The organism is Microcoleus sp. PH2017_05_CCC_O_A (assembly GCF_020738785.1).
Lineage (GTDB): Bacteria > Cyanobacteriota > Cyanobacteriia > Cyanobacteriales > Microcoleaceae > Microcoleus.
The window spans coordinates 67,918-83,948 of sequence record NZ_JAEQCB010000034.1; the positions used below are offsets into that span (position 1 = coordinate 67,918).

Genomic DNA, 16,031 nt, shown 5'->3' on the forward strand with positions numbered 1-16,031 from the left:
TAACCAATAAAAAAGTAAAAAACTTCCTTATTCCTTCTTCCTTCTTCCTTCATTACAATCATGAACAATACAACTCGCGTTATCCTCGTCCGTCACGGTCAAAGTATTTATAATCAGCAAGGACTTTATCAAGGCTGCTGCGACGATTCTTTCCTAACTGAAAAAGGTCGTTTAACCGCCTATCAAACAGGACTTTCTTTAAGCACCATTCCCATAGATTTTGTTTACAGCAGCCCACTTCAGCGCGCTAGAGAGACAACTAGCGAGATTTTAAGTGCGATCGCAACTATAGCCGACAGTCACCCAGAATTGCACATCCATGAAAACTTAAAAGAAATTGACTTACCCGCTTGGAATGGTTTATCATTCAAATACGTTCGAGAACACCTTGCTGAAGATTACCGCTGTTGGAGAGAACGCCCTCACGAATTTCAGATGTCTGCTGAAACTGAGGATAATTCCTCCGGTAGCAATTCAGTTACCACTTTAGTCAAACCACAAAATTTTCCAGTCCAAAATCTCTACCGCCAAGCTCAAAATTTTTGGGCTGATATTCTGCCAAAATATGCTGGTAAAACAATCTTAATTGTCACTCACGGCGGGACAATCAAAGCATTAATCAGTACCGCGATCGGGATGAAATGTCAAGACTTTCATACCCTACAGCAGTCTAATTGTGGGATTAGCATTCTGAGTTTTGTTGGTGCAGAATATCAGGCTGAATTAGAAGCGATGAATTTGACAAATCATTTAGGAGAAATTTTACCTAAACTGAAAGAAGGCAAACAAGGACTGCGTTTGTTGCTAGTACCCGCAGACAGTGAAAAAGACGTTTATATCGACAGTATTGCCAGAATTATCGAGAAAAGCCCTCTCAATTTTTGCCTTAACAGTGAGGGAGCCAATTCCGCACAAATGGCAGAAAAACTAATTCGATCGTGTTCCCAGCCCACAGTGCAGTTATCCATCTCAACCGAAAAATTCATGCAGACTTGGCATCAGACAATTTCTGGGCGATCGCGCGAAACTTCCTCTCTTTGTACCGGATTAGTTGTTGCCGAAATTGGCGAAATTCAGGGAGCATTAAATCAAGTTTTAGGCTTGCCAATTCAACAGGAATCTCTCAAGGTTCAACCCGGAACTATCAACATTTTACACTATCCTGCTTCCGCGAAATATCCTGTATTGCAAGCGATGAATCTCTCCGGTCAAATTAGTTAGAGATCCCTTGAAATTATTTCCATCACCAATTACCCACAATGAAAATTTTAGTCACAGGCGCAGCAGGCTTTATAGGGTACCATTTAGCCCAAAGATTATTGTCCCAAGGTGAACAGGTTTACGGTATAGACAACTTAAATGACTATTATGATGTCAATCTCAAAAAAGCGCGTTTGGCTCAACTCCAGCCGCATTCAGAATTTACTTTTCAGCAGTTAGATTTGAGCGATCGCACTTTAGTATCCCAACTCTTCCAAAATCAAACATTTGACCGAGTTGTCCACCTCGCAGCCCAAGCTGGTGTGCGCTATTCCCTGGAAAATCCCCATGCTTATGCAGACAGCAACCTAATGGGATTTTTGAATATCTTAGAAGGTTGTCGTCACAGCAAAATCAAACATTTAGTCTTTGCTTCTTCCAGTTCCGTTTATGGCAATAATACCAAGATTCCCTTTGCTGTTAGCGATAATGTGGATCATCCCATATCGCTTTACGCCGCCACAAAAAAAGCTAACGAATTGATGGCTCATTCCTACAGCCACTTGTACAACTTGCCAATGACGGGATTACGCTTTTTTACAGTGTATGGGGCTTGGGGACGACCGGATATGGCATATTTTAAGTTCGTAAAGGCGATCGCGGAAAACAAACCCATTGATGTTTACAATTTCGGCAAAATGCAGCGCGACTTCACTTATATTGATGATGTCATTGAAGGAGTTGTGCGAGTCATGGAAAAGCCTCCTCAATCCAATTCAGAAACATCAAGCACCGTTCCCTATAAAATTTACAATATTGGCAATAATTCCCCAGTGGAATTGCTGGCATTTATTGAAGTAGTTGAAACGGCAATGGGCAAAAAAGCGGTTAAAAATTTGTTACCAATGCAGCCTGGTGATGTACCTTCTACCTATGCAGATGTAGATGATTTGATGGCGGATGTAGGGTTTAAGCCTAGTACCCCGATAGAACAAGGCATCCATCAATTTGTAGAGTGGTATTTAGACTATTACGGCGGTGCAACCCCCAACTCGCACACTCAAAGTGTGACAAACATCAAATATCCGCCCGAGGGCGATCGTCTCGCCACAATTTAAGCAGAAAAAATATTCACTAATGCGTTTTTCAATTGAAGCGCATTAGTGTTCCCCTATTGTTTGAGTAAGATTTTTTTCCGATAAATCGCGCAAATTACTCAATTCCAAAGACTCTTGTTTGACGCGACAAGCCATAGATGCTAACTGCAAACTCATAAAAGCATTCAAATCTTCCAAATCCCACTTGGCTGAGGCAAAAAGATGCTGCATTTGATTTTCCGCTTCCAAACTTAGATAGCCAGCGGCAATAGCTTCCTGTACAACTTCACGAATCAGCAGGATCTAATTTTTCCTTACGAAATCGGATAGCAGTTAGTAGGGTGCGTCGCCACCCAAAATCTCTGACTTGCATATCGACAATCTGATAGCGACGCACCTATAGCGGTTCTCAAAAAAGTGAGGTATGCCCTATGCCCTATGCCCTATTCCCTATTCCCTATTCCCTATTCCCCGTTCTCACCTTTCTGAGAAAGGCTATATGCGATCCAAGATAAACAAACCAACACAAATTTTGTACTAAAATTATGTAAAAATGATATTAAAATACAGCCACATCGTATCAGCGAAGTAGTGTTTCCCGCACTCGGTTCGCCGATGACAGCAAGGCGTTTCCCCTTACTTTTAGGGCTGTCGCTGTTAGCACCGACATGAAGTTCAAACCTATTGTAAAAAATCACAAATTCACCTGCATTGTTGGACAATTGACCGAGTTTGGCATCGTCAATTTAATCTCCTGGTTAGATCCAGTTTCAGGATTGGGGATTGGTATGGTTTGCTTGGTTTGGCATATTTTCCAGGATATTAGAGAAGAAGACGAAGAAGACAGGGATAGTCACTCCAAATAGGTTCGTAGTAAGGACTTTAGTCCTCCGTTGGATCGTCGCAGCAAATTTCATGGGGTGCATTTTGGTTTGACAAATATGTGCGTAGGGGCGAAGCATGACCAAGAATTTCTTGATGGTACCCGCCACGTGATTTATCCGTGGAATCAATCCCAAATCGAAAATCTAAAATCCTCTCTTCCCCCGAATTTATCCGTGGGGTCGCCTCTAAAATCAGAGTCCTCTTCAAAACCCAGATGCACCCATTTCATATCATCGCGGGCGGGAACTCTGAGAACCGCCTCTACAAATGTGAAATCTGCTGTATTAGCTTCCGAAAGGGCGATCGCACTTCTCATCAATGATATGCTTGAGCTAGGGATTAGGGCGCAATTAATGTGAATACCTTCAAACTTACTCATTCAAGACCAGAAGAGCGCAAACTACTTACTTGTTTACCAGCCTAAAGATGATAAATCGGAGTATTTAGCTCTAGCGGGTTACAACCAAGAAAATTGGCAAATTCTCAAGAGAGATATAATGGAAGCTGTAGAGGGTGCTGAAGTGGCAGAAGTTACCTCTACAGGTTGGGGTACTCGCTTTAAAGTCAAAATTCAGTGGTATGGCCCTAACAATCGATTAGTTAAAGTTGTTACTATCTGGCAACAAGATGAGGCATCCGAGATGGTTAAATTTATCACCCTTTATCCTGACAAGTCATAGGGAGGCTCAACAATGACAACAGCAACATTATTTCAGTGGGTAAGACTCAAGCAAGATATTCCTAATAGTCCAGTAAAGAAAGGGGACACAGGAGTTGTTTTAGATTATCTGCCACCCACGAACAAGCAGCCCGAATCTGGATATACTTTAGAAGTCTTTAAAAATGGTGAAACTTTAGATGTGATTTCTGTACCGATTTCTTGGGTGACACCGCTACCTGAAATTTGGGGAGATTCTCAGCACGCACCAACTGATATTAAGGTGAAGGCTCTAGATTAGGTAAAGAAGGGCGATTCACGATCGGGATAGCTACGCGGCACTTCCGAACCCAGATTCGCCCGCACCAAACAAGAAACCCTCCCCAACAAGGAGAAGGGAGGGTGAAAAAGAGAGTTAGAAATTTAAGTTTTTTCCGAATTAACAATAATGAGTCACATCCTCGCCGCACTCATCGGCCAAATAACACAAAGCACGAAAGCGCAGCCCCACCACTTGCTCGTAAAGCGGATTTAACTTGCACAGCGGCGGAATGTAAAATAAAGTGCGATCGCAAATTTTGACTTCCCGCTCAAACGGACACTGGCTGGGAATAAACTTGCACAGAAACCGAGCTAACTTTTGACTTTTAATTGCACTATTGTCAAGCCACTGTTTCAGCGGATTCAACAAGTCAAAGCGCGGCTTGTGGCCGTAAGGTTGAGGATTTGTAGCGACACTAACAGGGGTTTCTTCTTTGCCATGCCATACCCAAATTGGCAGAATTCGATCGGACTGTGTATTCTCAAATACGTTCATATTTCTCTGTTCCTCTTTTACAACGAGGTGCCAAGAACTCTTTGTAGAGCTTGTACGAGATTTTGTCTACAATAAGTACCTACAGCAGCTCGTTTTGCTTTACCGGATGAAACTTCTTGAATTAATGACTTGATCCGAGAAAAGTAGTTCCTGATTATTTTTGAGAGACGGTGTGCGATCGCAAAAGTGTCCTCATTGCCAGCCCAAGGATTTATCTATGGGGTAAAAACTCTGCCTTAAACCTTAAACCTTCAACCTTCAGTTAACTCTCCTTTTGTACTTCCTCTACGATAATGACGCATCGAGGTCAATAATTCCCTGCGTGAAAATGCGGAATTTTCAATCAAAGTTATAATAGTTTCAAATAAGCACGGCGCTGCAAAAAACCCTGAAACCCAGCGCCCACTGTCGCTGCGTGCGTGAATCGTAGCTATCCCGAGCGTGAATCGGCCAGAAACTCCTACAATTATAAATAATCGGCATTACCGCCCTCACCACCCATGAGCAACCCAGAAACCAAATCTATCACCCGCGAATTGCAAAGCCACGTCGCCATTCTCGGCGGCTTCGTCTCCCTCCTCTGGATTATTGAGATTCTCGATGTATTCATATTTCGAGGCGCGCTGAATTCCTACGGAGTCCGCCCCCGCAGCATCGACGGACTTGAAGGCATCCTATTCATGCCTTTTCTGCACGGCAGTTTTGCTCACTTAGCCGCCAATACCCTCCCGTTTCTGACATTTGGTTGGCTGATCATGCTGCAAGAAATTAGCGACTTTTTTGTTGTCAGTGCCGTTACTGTACTCATCAGCGGATTGGGAGTTTGGCTGACAGGCGCGCCCAATTCCGTGCACATTGGTGCCAGCGGATTAATCTTTGGTTACTTCGGATTTTTGCTATTGCGGGGCTTTTTTGAACGCAGTTTTACGTCTATTATGGTATCTTTAATTGTCGGTTTCTTCTACGGCGGTTTAATCTGGGGAGTTTTGCCCTCGCAGCCTGGAGTTTCCTGGCAAGCGCATTTCTTTGGCTTTGTCGGCGGCGTATTAGCAGCTCAACTTTTGGGGCGGCAGAAACGGCAAATCAACTAGGATAAGACTTATGCTGCATCGTATTATGACCTTAGGTACGTTGTTGCGCTTCAGCGCTCATTGCTATAGAAAAGAGCGCTGAAGCGCAACTACGTACCTTACAATTGCATCCCGAAAAGTAAGACTAACTGCTTACTAATAATTCTACTTGCGCCGGCAAGCACACAGTAAAAACCGAACCGCCACCTAACTGGCTTTGAACTTGCATATCACCGCCCATCATCAAACAAAAGTGACGGCTAATAGTCAATCCCAAACCCGTGCCGCCGTACTTGCGCGTAGTTGAGGCGTCACCCTGCATAAAAGCTTGAAATAAATGCTGCATTTGTTCGGGGGGAATCCCAATACCAGTATCAGCTACGCGGAAAATTATTAAATCGGAAGGTTCTGCTATTTCTTGAGTTGTTAAGCTGTCATGTTTAACTCTTTCAATGGACAGGGTAATAGTCCCGCCTTCGGTAAATTTTGCTGCATTGCTCAGCAGGTTGAGCAATATTTGACGAGTTTTGGTAATGTCAGCATACATCACTCCCAAGTCATTAGCACAATTAACTTCAAATTTATTAAATTTTTTCTCTACCAAGGGTTCGGCAGTAGAAACTACCTCGTCAATTAAATTAACCGGGTTGAAAGTTTCTAAATAAAGTTCCATCCGCCCCGCTTCAATTTTAGAAATATCGAGAATGTCGCTAATTAAAGATAGCAAGTGTTTGCCGGCAGTTTGAATTTTGTGCAAGTCTGGGATAAAATCTTCGCAGCCCAAATCCTCGGCGTCTTCTTTGAGCATCTCGCTGTAACCGATAATGGCGTTGAGGGGAGTTCGCAATTCGTGGCTCATATTGGCTAAGAATGAGCTTTTGGCTTGGCTGGCTGCTTGAGCGGTTTGAGCGACTTGTTGGAATTCTTCTGCTAGTTTGCGTTGGGTAATGTCTTCGGCAATGCCGACTATACGGTAAATTTCTCCTGTTTCGTTGCGGACTGGAAAAGCCCGATCGCGCACCCAGCAAACTGAACCGTCGGATCGCACTACCCGATACTCCTCATCATAATCCCCCTGCACCTGTTTTTCAAAGGCAGCCTTAACGCGATCGCGATCGTCTCGGTGAATAGCATCCCAAAAAGCCTCCGGATGTGACAGCAAACTCCGATAGCTTAAATTCCATATTTTCTCGCAAGCAGGGCTCACATAAATTATGTGCTTTTGATTCGGTTCTCTAATCCAAAATACCTCATGAATATTTTCTGCCAACTGGCGAAACCGTTCCTCGCTGGCGCGCAACTGATCCACAGCACGGTGAAACTCTGTCACGTCTTGAACCAGCGATGCCACCCCAATTATACAGCCCTCAGCATCAACCAAAGTCGTATTGTACCACTCGCAAAGAATAATTTTGCCGTCCTTTCTAATGTTCTCGTTAATGCTACTAATTCCTCCTTGATTAGTGAGCAAAGTTATAGATAGTTGCCTGACATACTCCTTAGCATTTTCAGGAACTATGAGATCTACTCCGTGGCGTCCCATTGCTTCCAAGCGATTGAATCCAAAAATTCTTTCTGCTGACAAATTCCAGTCCGCAACTTCAAAATTGAGATTCCATTCGATCGCCCCCAAAGGAGTTTGATAGAGGTGAAAAGCGAGTTTTTCCTGAGATAGTTTCAGAGAGCGAATTAATTGAGTTTTATCAGCAATCGCAGCTTCCACCCGCTCTTCGAGAGTAGTAAACGACTCTTCCAATTGATCTGCCATCGTATTAAAAGAGCGAGCCAGGACACCCACCTCATCCTCCCGCTCTACAGACGCCATCAAGCGGGGATCTACCGCCATTGAGTCCCATTCTCCCCGCGACAAAGCCTCCGCAGCCTTGCTCAGACGATGAATTGGCATGACAATCCACCTCGAAGTCACACATCCTAGAGCCGTCGCCAGCACCAAAGCACCGAAACAGAGCAAAATTGTGTAGCGAGTATTGGCGTTAATCGCTTCCATAAAATCGGCTTCGGGAACCGCCACTACAATCAACCAATCGAGGCCCCTCCTGTCTGAGAAGGGCGTTACCTGTAGAAATTGCCGTTGACCGTCGATGGTAAAATCTAACTGCTGAGAGCTGTCAATCTTGCTCAAATGCCCGAACCGTTGTGTCAAATAGCGGGCTGTCGATCGAATTAGAACATTTTTGCTATTCGCTGCCCCAATCCGTTGTGGAACGCCTTTGCTCACAATAAATGGCGCTTCTGGAGTTGAATTTGCAACCAATTCTCCAGACCTTTCGACAATAAAAGTTTGTCCTGATTTACCAATCTTCAGTTTTTCCAAAAATTGATGAATATCAGAGAGTGTCAAATCAGAACCAAGAATTCCAATCAGTTTATTATTCTTTCCGTAAACGGGTTGAGCAGCAGTAATTGCTAGTTTGGGAGTGTCAAAATAAGTATAAATTTTAGTCCATGTCGGCTTGCCAGCCCGCACCGGAGCTACATACCAAGGTCGGGTGCGAGGGTCGTAGTTAGGAGTAGTTTTTAAAAGCTTAGTTGCTTCGCCGAACTTAGACGGCGTGTAGCTGTGCAAATTATAGCCACTAGACTTATTAGAAATCCGAATTTGCAAATTGCCATCGTCAAGCCTTTCAACTCCCGTAAAAATTTTTTGTTCGGAGCCGAATTGAATGTAGCTAATTGTATTAAAGGTTTCGAGTTGTTTGGAGAAGTAGCTGAGTAAACTGGCTTCATCCTGCACGTTCAAAATACCCAGACGGATGGCATCGAGATTGAGTTGATTGATTTGGTGCGGCCTTTCGATATAACTATAAATGTGTTGCTGGATGCGCGATGTGACTTCGGCCCGCAGTTGCGCGGCAACATCGTTGACAGCTATGCGCCCGTGGCGCAGGGACAGCCACCCCGTCAGCCCCACCGCAGCGAAAGTCTGGATGGCAAAAGGCACTACAAGGACGAGGCGAATTGGCACTTGGCGCGACATTTTTAAAATATGGTCGCTCAGATGTCTGATTGGCATATTGAAGCAGAAATATTACGAACCCACAAAGTTTCGGTAAAGTACAACCTGATGAGCGCAGATTTTAACGTTGAGATCGTTTTATATGGCAAAGTGCTGTTAAAAACTCTGAATCTGCCGCTAGTAACTTAATTTTTAACGACTGCCACCGTCATCTTAGCGCGATCGCGTGCTTGGTCAGGGCGATCGAGATTAATGCAGTAAGTATAAGGAAGAAGGAAGAAGGAAGAAGGAAGAAGGAAGAAGACAGACACAGCAAGCTTGAGCTTGATTCATATTTTATGTTTAATTAGGTGGATTTACTTATCACTCCTGGAATGAATGTAGGCGCTGATACTATTTGAGATTTTACATTTGAAATTGGGTAGTTTGCGATCGCACTCCCAGCATCAGAAACTGTTTTTTTTCTCGCGTCTACTTCATTGCATCCGCCAGATGCACTAAACAAGCAGGTTTCTGAGAGTCGGAGCGCGATCGCAAGTTATAAATATTTACAATAAATTCACTTGATATCTCCACAACAAGCTACTTTTGATAGAGCGCAACTTAATTCCGGCTGGGTAGAATAAGTATAGTAGGATGCAACTAGCGGAGGCATGGATGATGAACGCAGTTATTGCTACTCTTGGCACTGCTCTCGGACTGAGCTCAATTTTGATCGGTTTGACCCCGGCGGTTATCGCCCAACAAAGGCTGCAACCAGCGCCCCAAAATTCAGAAACGACTTTATCAGGGGATTCCCTCAGAACTGTGGAGGACAGAACCGTAGACTCGGACTACCAAAACTTGATTGGTGAACGAGAAACGGCGGCTAATGCTGCTATTCGGCAGCGCAGCTTGGGGGATACATTTCGCCTCAAAATCGGCCCCGAATTGGAATTTATCACTACTCCTTCCGACGCCCAGCGCCAAGGAAATCCCGTTCCTCTCCAACCCAACGACAGTGGTACAGGAGCTGGAGTTCAGCTTCAGCTAGGACTTTAGCAATTTTGAATGAATTGATGTCAAGCAAACGAGCGATCGCACAGCCCGATTTTTGAGGCTGGGAGTTCTTGTGACTGCGATCGCTCGTTTCTCTGAATTTTATCACAAGTTTTGTGCGGCTTGTATCACAGGAGAGTCTTTATTCTCAATCTAGAATTGGGGCTATTAAACATCAGACGCATCCCAATTAGATACGTATCTTTACAATAGCGCATAAAACTGGCGGTGAAGGTCATGGGAAAGGCTCAACTAATCGATTATTTGCGGGGAGAGTTGGCGATATCGAATTCTGCGATCGCCGTTGCTCTGAGACACGATGAACAAGATGCCGGCCAACTGCCGATGGTTCTGTGGCAGTACGGGTTAGTTACCTTGGAACAGTTAGACCTGATTTTTGATTGGCTGGAAACTCAGTCGGCTTAATAATTTAAAATTCCGAATTTTAAAATATGGATATCTGATTCCAGATTTTTGAGAAATAAAGCTTACCAAAAGATTGGGTCTAGAACCCCGTCATTATAGGACGGCTTGAATTCAAAGTCTAAAGATTACTTTCCAATCAAGTTTATAGCTACAATTGCCCATAAGCGTCATAGAATAATTCCATGATTGTACTAGAGTTCAAGTTAAAAGGCAAGCCACAGCAATACCGGATCGTAGACGAAATGATCCGCACAGCTCAGTTTGTCCGAAACAAAGCTCTCAGATATTGGATCGACAATTCCAGAGTTAAACTATCGGATTTATACAAACAATGCGCCATCATGGCGAAAGAGTTTGAATGGGCCGGAAAACTTAACTCAATGGCGCGTCAAGCTTCGGCTGAGCGTGCCATTTTTGCTATTCAACGTTTCTTTTCTAATTGCCAAGCTAAGAAACCAGGAAAAAAAGGATACCCACAATTCAAAAAAAACACTCACTCCGTAGAATACAAAACTTCCGGATGGGCGATTTCCACCGACAAAAAATGTCTAACATTCACGGACGGTTTTGCGGCGGGTACCTTTAGGTTACTCGGTAGTCGAGACTTGCACTTCTATGCACCTACTGAGATTAAACGAGTCAGAGTAATTCGTCGTGCTGACGGCTACTACGCTCAGTTCTGTATCAATGTAGAGCGAACAGAAGAAATAGTTCCTACGGGGAAAACGATTGGCATAGATGTGGGATTGAACCATTTCTACACCGATAGTACAGGAGAAACAGTTCCAAATCCTCGGCATTTGCGTAAAAGTGAAAAAGCTTTAAAGCGGTTGCAGAAACGAGTTTCTCGGAAAAAGAAAGGTTCGAGTAATCGCAAGAAAGCGATAAATAAGTTAGGCAGAAAGCACTTAAAAGTCAGTAGGCAGCGTAAAGACTTCGCCATCAAGACGGCGTTGTGCGTAGTGAAATCTAACGATTTCGTAGCCTACGAAGACCTTCAGGTGAAAAATATGGTGAAGAACCATAAGCTTGCCAAATCAATTAGCGATGCAGCGTGGTCACAGTTTGCCCAATGGTTGCAATATTTTGGGAAAGTGTACGGTAAAACAGTAGTTGCTGTAGCACCTGGGTACACTTCCCAAGATTGCTCAAGTTGTGGCAATCGCGTTCAGAAATCCCTATCGGTCAGAACTCATATTTGCCTGTGCGGTGCGGTGTTAGACCGCGACCCCAATGCAGCTTTGAATATTTTGGCTAAAGGATTGAAAGCCCGTGCAGGAATTAGTTCAAATACGGTGGGGCACACCGGAATTAACGCTTGGGGACAGACCGACCTCTACCCATTGGTGGTGACATCAACGGGCAAGCCGACTGGTTGAACCAAGAATCCCTGCGCGTTCAAGCCGGGGAGTGTCAAACAAACGGGCGTCTAAATAAAAGTATAGGGTTGAGTGTTGAGGTTGAGGTTGAGGTTGATTTTTTACCTTTGGGTAAGATCTAAATATGCGATAGGGACACAGCACTGCTGTGTCCCTATTGTTATGGCTCCAGACGCGTTGACACTCTCAGGTCTAAAGACACTGAGATTCTTAAGAAATTTCGTTCTTAATATCCCTATTGCTAGGGTTCCTGGGCGCAATCCTTTTGCCAAAGAATGGTGGGCTGCTATCCTTGCCTTTGGGCAAGCTCCTCAAGCGTTTAAGGGTTTTTAGCCCTTGGTTTCGTAGAGTCCCCGCGTACCTTTAATGTATGGTAGGCATTTGCTTCTCAGGTTTGCACCTGTGTATCCATCCCATCATGCTTAGTGTAAGAGCTTTTGCCCTTTTTACACTGCCAAAAATGTTAAGAATTAAGAAAGACTCACGGCGGTTAAAACCGCCCGTGTCGCTTTCATGGAAGGTCTAAAGACTCGCTCGTTTTTCGCTTCCCGACTATTTTTTATAAAACAAGCCCCAGCAACTTTTAGGTGTGCCGGGGCTTATTTCGATTGAATTTGGTGGCGGGAAGTGGATTTGAACCACTGACCTTCGGGTTATGAGCCCGACGAGCTACCAGGCTGCTCTATCCCGCGTCGCTTTATATCTATCTATTCTCAAAAATCAAACCCTGCATCCTCAAAGATTGCAGGGCTTGTTTCAAGTTGGTGGCGGGAAGTGGATTTGAACCACTGACCTTCGGGTTATGAGCCCGACGAGCTACCAGGCTGCTCTATCCCGCGTCGCTTTGTCTACTCTCTAATATAAACACATCTTTCTGGAAATTGCAACCCCTCAATCAAAAAAACTTTTGAGGTTGTGGTAGGGGTTGCTGAAATTGGCGAAGAAGTGTCGATCGAACTAAAGCATCGAAACTTCGCCGACCACCTCCAATCGTTTAAAATCGCTGAGAGTCAGGTAAGTGTCCGAAAGAGTTTCGGCGATCGTCGCAGTAATCCAGCCCAACTGCTTGAGCAAGTGAATCGCCACAGCAAATTTAGCGCGCTTTCCTCCATCAGTTACCTTAATTGCCAAACCCATACCTTCGCCAACCCGGCCAATACACTGAACCCCTTCAGCACCGGATTTGCTCACCAATTCGCCTTGAGTCAAGCGCATCAGTTCCGTGTCAAATCTCCCCTCACCAGCAACCATCATCGGGTGGTGAGTCATAGCGCGGACAATCCGCTCCATATCCACATTGTCGCCGGAGGCTAATTTAGCGTACAAAGACGCCATTTGCCCCAACTGCAACAGATAGGTAGGAGCGCCGCAGTCGTCGCGAGCGCTGATAAACTCTTCGGCAGGCATGGCCAGCAAGTCAGCCACTTTGCCCAAAATAAGCTGCTGGACGGGATGTTTGCGCCGCAAATAAGTTTCTAGAGGCCAGTGCAGTTGCTGACAGACAGCCAGCATTCCGGCGTGTTTGCCAGAACAGTTGTATTGCAGGGCGCTCTTTTTGCCTTCAGGAATGGGGCATTGAAGTTTAGAGGGGTCAATGTCGCAGCGCCACAGGACGTTAAACACCTGTCGCGATTGCTCGATCGTACCTTGATGGGAACTGCAAATAATCGCTAAATCTCGATCGGTCAATTCGTAGCGCTCTAAAGATCCCGTCGCCGTCACAGCCAAAGCTTGAAAAGGTTTGAGTGAAGAACGGACAAATGTCGCCGTTTCCGAGTTACCGGCAACGGAAAGAACGCGGCCGCGCTTGTCGCAGACAGCGGCTTGGGCGCGATGCCTAGATTCTGGAATACCTTCGCGCAGCAGTGTGACTTCGAGTTCGGGAGCTTGGGTTCGTTTTCCCCTTGTCATATCAATTTTAGATTTTAGATTTTAGATTTTAGATTGGGGCCCGTGGAAGTTTTGATCCCCTTGTCACAACGGGGCGGGCACGGGGCACCGCCCCTACGACTCAAAACTTCCCTGTTACAACTTCCGATTACACAAAACTCCAAATTAGTCCCCCGCCAACCAGCAATACTGTCAAACCATAAAATGTCTGCCGCAGACGCCTGAGAATTGGTTCTAGTTCGTAGTTGACTATCAATTGGTCTTGAGCTAAAACTTCGGGAGTTTTAGGCCAAGATTGACAATCGTACCAGCCAGACTCTTCGTAGACGACTGTGGGATTGGAAAGTCGCGATCGCACGTAGAACCAACCCAAGTAAAGCCGCAGCAAAGCTAATCCTAGAATAAAACCGGCACCAGCGGCAGCGCACAGGGCAAACTGAACTGGATACTTCAGCGGAGCAAAGCTGGCTGCTGCTAAGGGCCCGGATACCAAGCAACTCCAACCCCATACCCAAGCAAGTTTTGCCAGATATGCGGGCAAATCGAGAGTTACCCAGCTAAAAAACCAGGATTCTGTAAGTTCTTGATATTCATTAACCGGGCGTTGTTCCTGGGGAACAGGACAAATAGAAACAGAAGTGTCTTTCACATTAGCGATCCTCTCGGCGCGGTGGAAAATTCAATGCGTTCGGCGTGTCCCCAGAACGCTTCTAAATTGTAAAATTCGCGCTCTTGAGGTTTCAAGATGTGGATAATCACGTCGCCGTAGTCCATGACGACCCAACTGGCGTCTGATAGCCCTTGTGTACGCAGCGGCAAGCGTCCCCATTCTTCTTCTACTTGGTCGGCGATGGCTTGGGAGATGGCTCGTACCTGGACGTTGGAGAATCCGGTGACGATCGCAAAGTAGTCAGCGAGATAGCATACTTCTGCGACGCCCAGCAATACAATATCAACTGCTTTGCGGTCATCGGCAGCTTGTGCAGCGGTCAATATCAGGCCGCGGGCTTCGTCTGGGATGGTGGCGTCGGTTACTGTGGACTGGGCCCGGGAGTATTCGAGTTGGGTTAGATCTGACATTAAGTGTTTAAGTTCCTAATTGATACGGTAAGGGGGAATTGGTGCGCTATTGGCTTTCGGTTGTTGGCAGTTTGAGACTGGAAATAGGAGTTAAATTCAAGCCAAAAGTAAGTACAGGATTGCTGGTAAATTTTACGTTTAACTTGTGATTTGTTCGATCGACTTGGATGTCGAATTTCCTATTTCGGGCGATTGGGCGCGGGCCATTTGCAGCGCCCAATTCCGCGTAAGTACGGTGCGCGGGTGGATGTAGCAGCGAGTTTCTAGCAAATATTTGAGAGAATGATCGCTAGTTTGCCACACGGCTGCATAAAGATTTTGGACGCTTGTCTCGCGCAGTGCTTCTAGTTCGGCTGTGTTGCCGCGGCTGGGTTCTATAGTGTCTGCTATAAATACGGTACAACTGAGCTGGCTCATGTTTGGTCGGCCGAGGGTATGATTGGCGATTGCGTCCAAAATTTCTCGATCGACCACCCCGAATTCGTCTCTAGCGACGATCGCGCTCGCGTCTGCGTGCAGCAAATGCGGGTGTGCTTCCAACACTGAGTCTAACTCTAAACCTTCCTTCTGAGCCATTTGCAGCAGCATTTGGGGTTTGAAGTATTTTGCCAAGTCGTGCAGCAGTCCTGCCGATCGGGCTTTTGCTTCGTCGAGGCCGTAATGGCGAGCCAAGTCTCCTGCTGTCTGTTCGACTCCGAGGATGTGTGTGATGCGGGCGGCAGGAACGCGCTGTGTGAGCCAAGCTAGGACTTTTTCGCGATCGAGTGCAAGTGTCAAATATTAACTCCCAACTTGTAGGATCTATTATTTTAGCGTTTTGTTTTAATGGACTGCGGTGTAGGGCTGACAGGGGTGCGGTGGCTTCTGGGATGGGGAGAGGTGAAGGGGGCGATCGGTTCTACCTAAACCCTTCAAAAATCTGTTAAAGTCGGTGGCTGTAACGACAAATTGTAGTTACCATAGACATCTGGCAAAAAGACAGTCAAGAACAGGCAGGATGCCTGTTCCACAATAATTATGCCAGAAGTCTAATATTTAGTAACAATCAATGAACAACGAATTTACTTCGAGCAAATCTCAAACTGACTGGCAACGCCTAGATGCCATGACTGATGAAGATATTGATTTCTTTGATTGCCCTGAAATTACGCCTGAAAAGCCCATCAATAATGGATTTGCTATTTTTTGTAATTATCTCATTTGTTCTACTTTTAACCAGTGCCATCAAAGGTTATTTTATAGTTGCGCCACTTCTGGCTTCGATGGCTATTCTGATTGTTATTTTGTTAAACAGGGGATTTCAACTAAACAGCTTAATCAAAATGGCTGTTGCTGGCAGTCAAAAGTCTTTTTCAGTAATCGCTATTTTACTTTTAATTGGGGCTGTAATGGCTGTCTGGATGGCGGCGGGGACAGTTCCGGTTCTGGTATATTGGGGAATTAAATCGATCGCCCCTCAGTATTTCATTTTTTGGGCGTTTATCTTAACCAGCCTTATTTCTGTACTGCTGGGA

At 45.3% G+C, this 16,031-nt stretch carries 16 protein-coding genes, 2 tRNA genes and 1 pseudogene; 9 read left to right on the top strand and 10 right to left on the bottom strand.

The genetic code is table 11. From position 1 onward, the window contains the following. Nucleotides 1–60 precede the first annotated feature (60 nt). A complete protein-coding gene (locus JGK20_RS10275) occupies nucleotides 61–1,221 on the top strand; it encodes a histidine phosphatase family protein (RefSeq protein ID WP_293207069.1) in 1,161 nt (386 codons plus the stop codon). 38 nt (nucleotides 1,222–1,259) lie between these two features. After that, a complete protein-coding gene (locus JGK20_RS10280) occupies nucleotides 1,260–2,318 on the top strand; it encodes an NAD-dependent epimerase (RefSeq protein ID WP_293207071.1) in 1,059 nt (352 codons plus the stop codon). A 42-nt stretch (nucleotides 2,319–2,360) separates the two neighbouring features. Here JGK20_RS10280 and JGK20_RS10285 read toward each other — a convergent pair whose 3' ends face one another. Together JGK20_RS10285 and JGK20_RS10290 are read right to left on the bottom strand one after the other, a co-directional pair. After that, complete coding sequence (locus JGK20_RS10285) at nucleotides 2,361–2,600, bottom strand: hypothetical protein (RefSeq protein ID WP_293207104.1); 240 nt, start codon at nucleotides 2,598–2,600, stop codon at nucleotides 2,361–2,363. 706 nt (nucleotides 2,601–3,306) lie between these two features. Then, nucleotides 3,307–3,561, bottom strand: a complete 255-nt coding sequence (locus JGK20_RS10290; RefSeq protein WP_293230309.1) for a hypothetical protein — start codon at nucleotides 3,559–3,561, stop codon at nucleotides 3,307–3,309. Between JGK20_RS10290 and JGK20_RS34495 the strand changes: the two genes are divergently transcribed. Next, a complete protein-coding gene (locus JGK20_RS34495; protein ID WP_363319185.1) occupies nucleotides 3,560–3,862 on the top strand; it encodes a DUF6883 domain-containing protein in 303 nt (100 codons plus the stop codon). The two genes, JGK20_RS10290 and JGK20_RS34495, sit on opposite strands and share 2 nt — an antisense overlap. 12 nt (nucleotides 3,863–3,874) lie before the next feature. Beyond that, nucleotides 3,875–4,141 (top strand): DUF4926 domain-containing protein, encoded by a 267-nt coding sequence (locus JGK20_RS10300; protein WP_293207080.1) that lies wholly within the window; start codon nucleotides 3,875–3,877, stop codon nucleotides 4,139–4,141. A 138-nt stretch (nucleotides 4,142–4,279) separates the two neighbouring features. On the opposite strand, the gene JGK20_RS10305 is transcribed toward JGK20_RS10300, so the two are convergent. After that, nucleotides 4,280–4,657 carry a Mo-dependent nitrogenase C-terminal domain-containing protein gene (locus JGK20_RS10305; protein ID WP_293183279.1) on the bottom strand — a complete coding sequence of 126 codons (378 nt, stop codon included), beginning with the start codon at nucleotides 4,655–4,657 and terminating at the stop codon, nucleotides 4,280–4,282. 500 nt (nucleotides 4,658–5,157) lie between these two features. Between JGK20_RS10305 and JGK20_RS10310 the strand changes: the two genes are divergently transcribed. Continuing rightward, the gene (locus JGK20_RS10310) at nucleotides 5,158–5,748 is read left to right on the top strand and encodes a rhomboid family intramembrane serine protease (protein WP_293230312.1); all 591 of its coding nucleotides are present in this window, start codon (nucleotides 5,158–5,160) and stop codon (nucleotides 5,746–5,748) included. 124 nt (nucleotides 5,749–5,872) lie between these two features. Here the strand turns inward: JGK20_RS10310 and JGK20_RS10315 are convergent, their stop codons facing one another. Next, nucleotides 5,873–8,761, bottom strand: a complete 2,889-nt coding sequence (locus JGK20_RS10315) for a PAS domain S-box protein (protein WP_293230315.1) — start codon at nucleotides 8,759–8,761, stop codon at nucleotides 5,873–5,875. A gap of 600 nt (nucleotides 8,762–9,361) precedes the next feature. On the opposite strand from JGK20_RS10315, the gene JGK20_RS10320 reads away from it, so the two are divergent. The 3 genes from JGK20_RS10320 (at nucleotide 9,362) to JGK20_RS10330 (ending at nucleotide 11,547) form a co-directional block, all read left to right on the top strand. Continuing rightward, complete coding sequence (locus JGK20_RS10320; RefSeq protein ID WP_293183273.1) at nucleotides 9,362–9,745, top strand: hypothetical protein; 384 nt, start codon at nucleotides 9,362–9,364, stop codon at nucleotides 9,743–9,745. Between the two features lie 234 nt (nucleotides 9,746–9,979). Continuing rightward, on the top strand, nucleotides 9,980–10,168 hold the full coding sequence (locus JGK20_RS10325; RefSeq protein WP_293183271.1) for a DUF2949 domain-containing protein: 189 nt from the start codon (nucleotides 9,980–9,982) through the stop codon (nucleotides 10,166–10,168). Between the two features lie 182 nt (nucleotides 10,169–10,350). Beyond that, on the top strand, nucleotides 10,351–11,547 hold the full coding sequence (locus tag JGK20_RS10330; RefSeq protein WP_293230318.1) for a transposase: 1,197 nt from the start codon (nucleotides 10,351–10,353) through the stop codon (nucleotides 11,545–11,547). Between the two features lie 615 nt (nucleotides 11,548–12,162). On the opposite strand, the gene JGK20_RS10335 is transcribed toward JGK20_RS10330, so the two are convergent. From JGK20_RS10335 to yqeK, 6 genes are all read right to left on the bottom strand, one after another. Further along, a tRNA-Met gene (locus JGK20_RS10335) sits at nucleotides 12,163–12,239 on the bottom strand. Between the two features lie 70 nt (nucleotides 12,240–12,309). After that, nucleotides 12,310–12,386, bottom strand: a tRNA-Met gene (locus JGK20_RS10340). A gap of 118 nt (nucleotides 12,387–12,504) precedes the next feature. Beyond that, nucleotides 12,505–13,458 (bottom strand): asparaginase, encoded by a 954-nt coding sequence (locus tag JGK20_RS10345; protein WP_293183267.1) that lies wholly within the window; start codon nucleotides 13,456–13,458, stop codon nucleotides 12,505–12,507. Nucleotides 13,459–13,585: 127 nt separating this feature from the next. Next, a complete protein-coding gene (locus tag JGK20_RS10350; protein ID WP_293183265.1) occupies nucleotides 13,586–14,086 on the bottom strand; it encodes a CGLD27 family protein in 501 nt (166 codons plus the stop codon). Then, nucleotides 14,083–14,517 (bottom strand): ribosome silencing factor, encoded by a 435-nt coding sequence (gene rsfS, locus JGK20_RS10355; RefSeq protein WP_293183263.1) that lies wholly within the window; start codon nucleotides 14,515–14,517, stop codon nucleotides 14,083–14,085. The genes JGK20_RS10350 and rsfS overlap by 4 nt, the downstream gene beginning before the upstream one ends. Nucleotides 14,518–14,655: 138 nt before the next feature. Continuing rightward, complete coding sequence (gene yqeK / locus JGK20_RS10360; RefSeq protein ID WP_293183261.1) at nucleotides 14,656–15,294, bottom strand: bis(5'-nucleosyl)-tetraphosphatase (symmetrical) YqeK; 639 nt, start codon at nucleotides 15,292–15,294, stop codon at nucleotides 14,656–14,658. Nucleotides 15,295–15,629: 335 nt separating this feature from the next. Between yqeK and JGK20_RS10365 the strand changes: the two are divergent. Continuing rightward, nucleotides 15,630–16,031, top strand: a pseudogene (locus JGK20_RS10365) (hypothetical protein); the annotation flags it as partial.

Coding starts and splice junctions, on each gene's coding strand:
- JGK20_RS10275 (WP_293207069.1), top strand. CDS start 61: ATGAACAATACAACTCGCGTTATCCTCGTCCGTCACGGTCAAAGTATT.
- JGK20_RS10280 (WP_293207071.1), top strand. CDS start 1,260: ATGAAAATTTTAGTCACAGGCGCAGCAGGCTTTATAGGGTACCATTTA.
- JGK20_RS10290 (WP_293230309.1), bottom strand. CDS start 3,561: ATGAGTAAGTTTGAAGGTATTCACATTAATTGCGCCCTAATCCCTAGC.
- JGK20_RS10300 (WP_293207080.1), top strand. CDS start 3,875: ATGACAACAGCAACATTATTTCAGTGGGTAAGACTCAAGCAAGATATT.
- JGK20_RS10305 (WP_293183279.1), bottom strand. CDS start 4,657: ATGAACGTATTTGAGAATACACAGTCCGATCGAATTCTGCCAATTTGG.
- JGK20_RS10310 (WP_293230312.1), top strand. CDS start 5,158: ATGAGCAACCCAGAAACCAAATCTATCACCCGCGAATTGCAAAGCCAC.
- JGK20_RS10315 (WP_293230315.1), bottom strand. CDS start 8,761: ATGCCAATCAGACATCTGAGCGACCATATTTTAAAAATGTCGCGCCAA.
- JGK20_RS10320 (WP_293183273.1), top strand. CDS start 9,362: ATGATGAACGCAGTTATTGCTACTCTTGGCACTGCTCTCGGACTGAGC.
- JGK20_RS10325 (WP_293183271.1), top strand. CDS start 9,980: ATGGGAAAGGCTCAACTAATCGATTATTTGCGGGGAGAGTTGGCGATA.
- JGK20_RS10330 (WP_293230318.1), top strand. CDS start 10,351: ATGATTGTACTAGAGTTCAAGTTAAAAGGCAAGCCACAGCAATACCGG.
- JGK20_RS10345 (WP_293183267.1), bottom strand. CDS start 13,458: ATGACAAGGGGAAAACGAACCCAAGCTCCCGAACTCGAAGTCACACTG.
- rsfS (WP_293183263.1), bottom strand. CDS start 14,517: ATGTCAGATCTAACCCAACTCGAATACTCCCGGGCCCAGTCCACAGTA.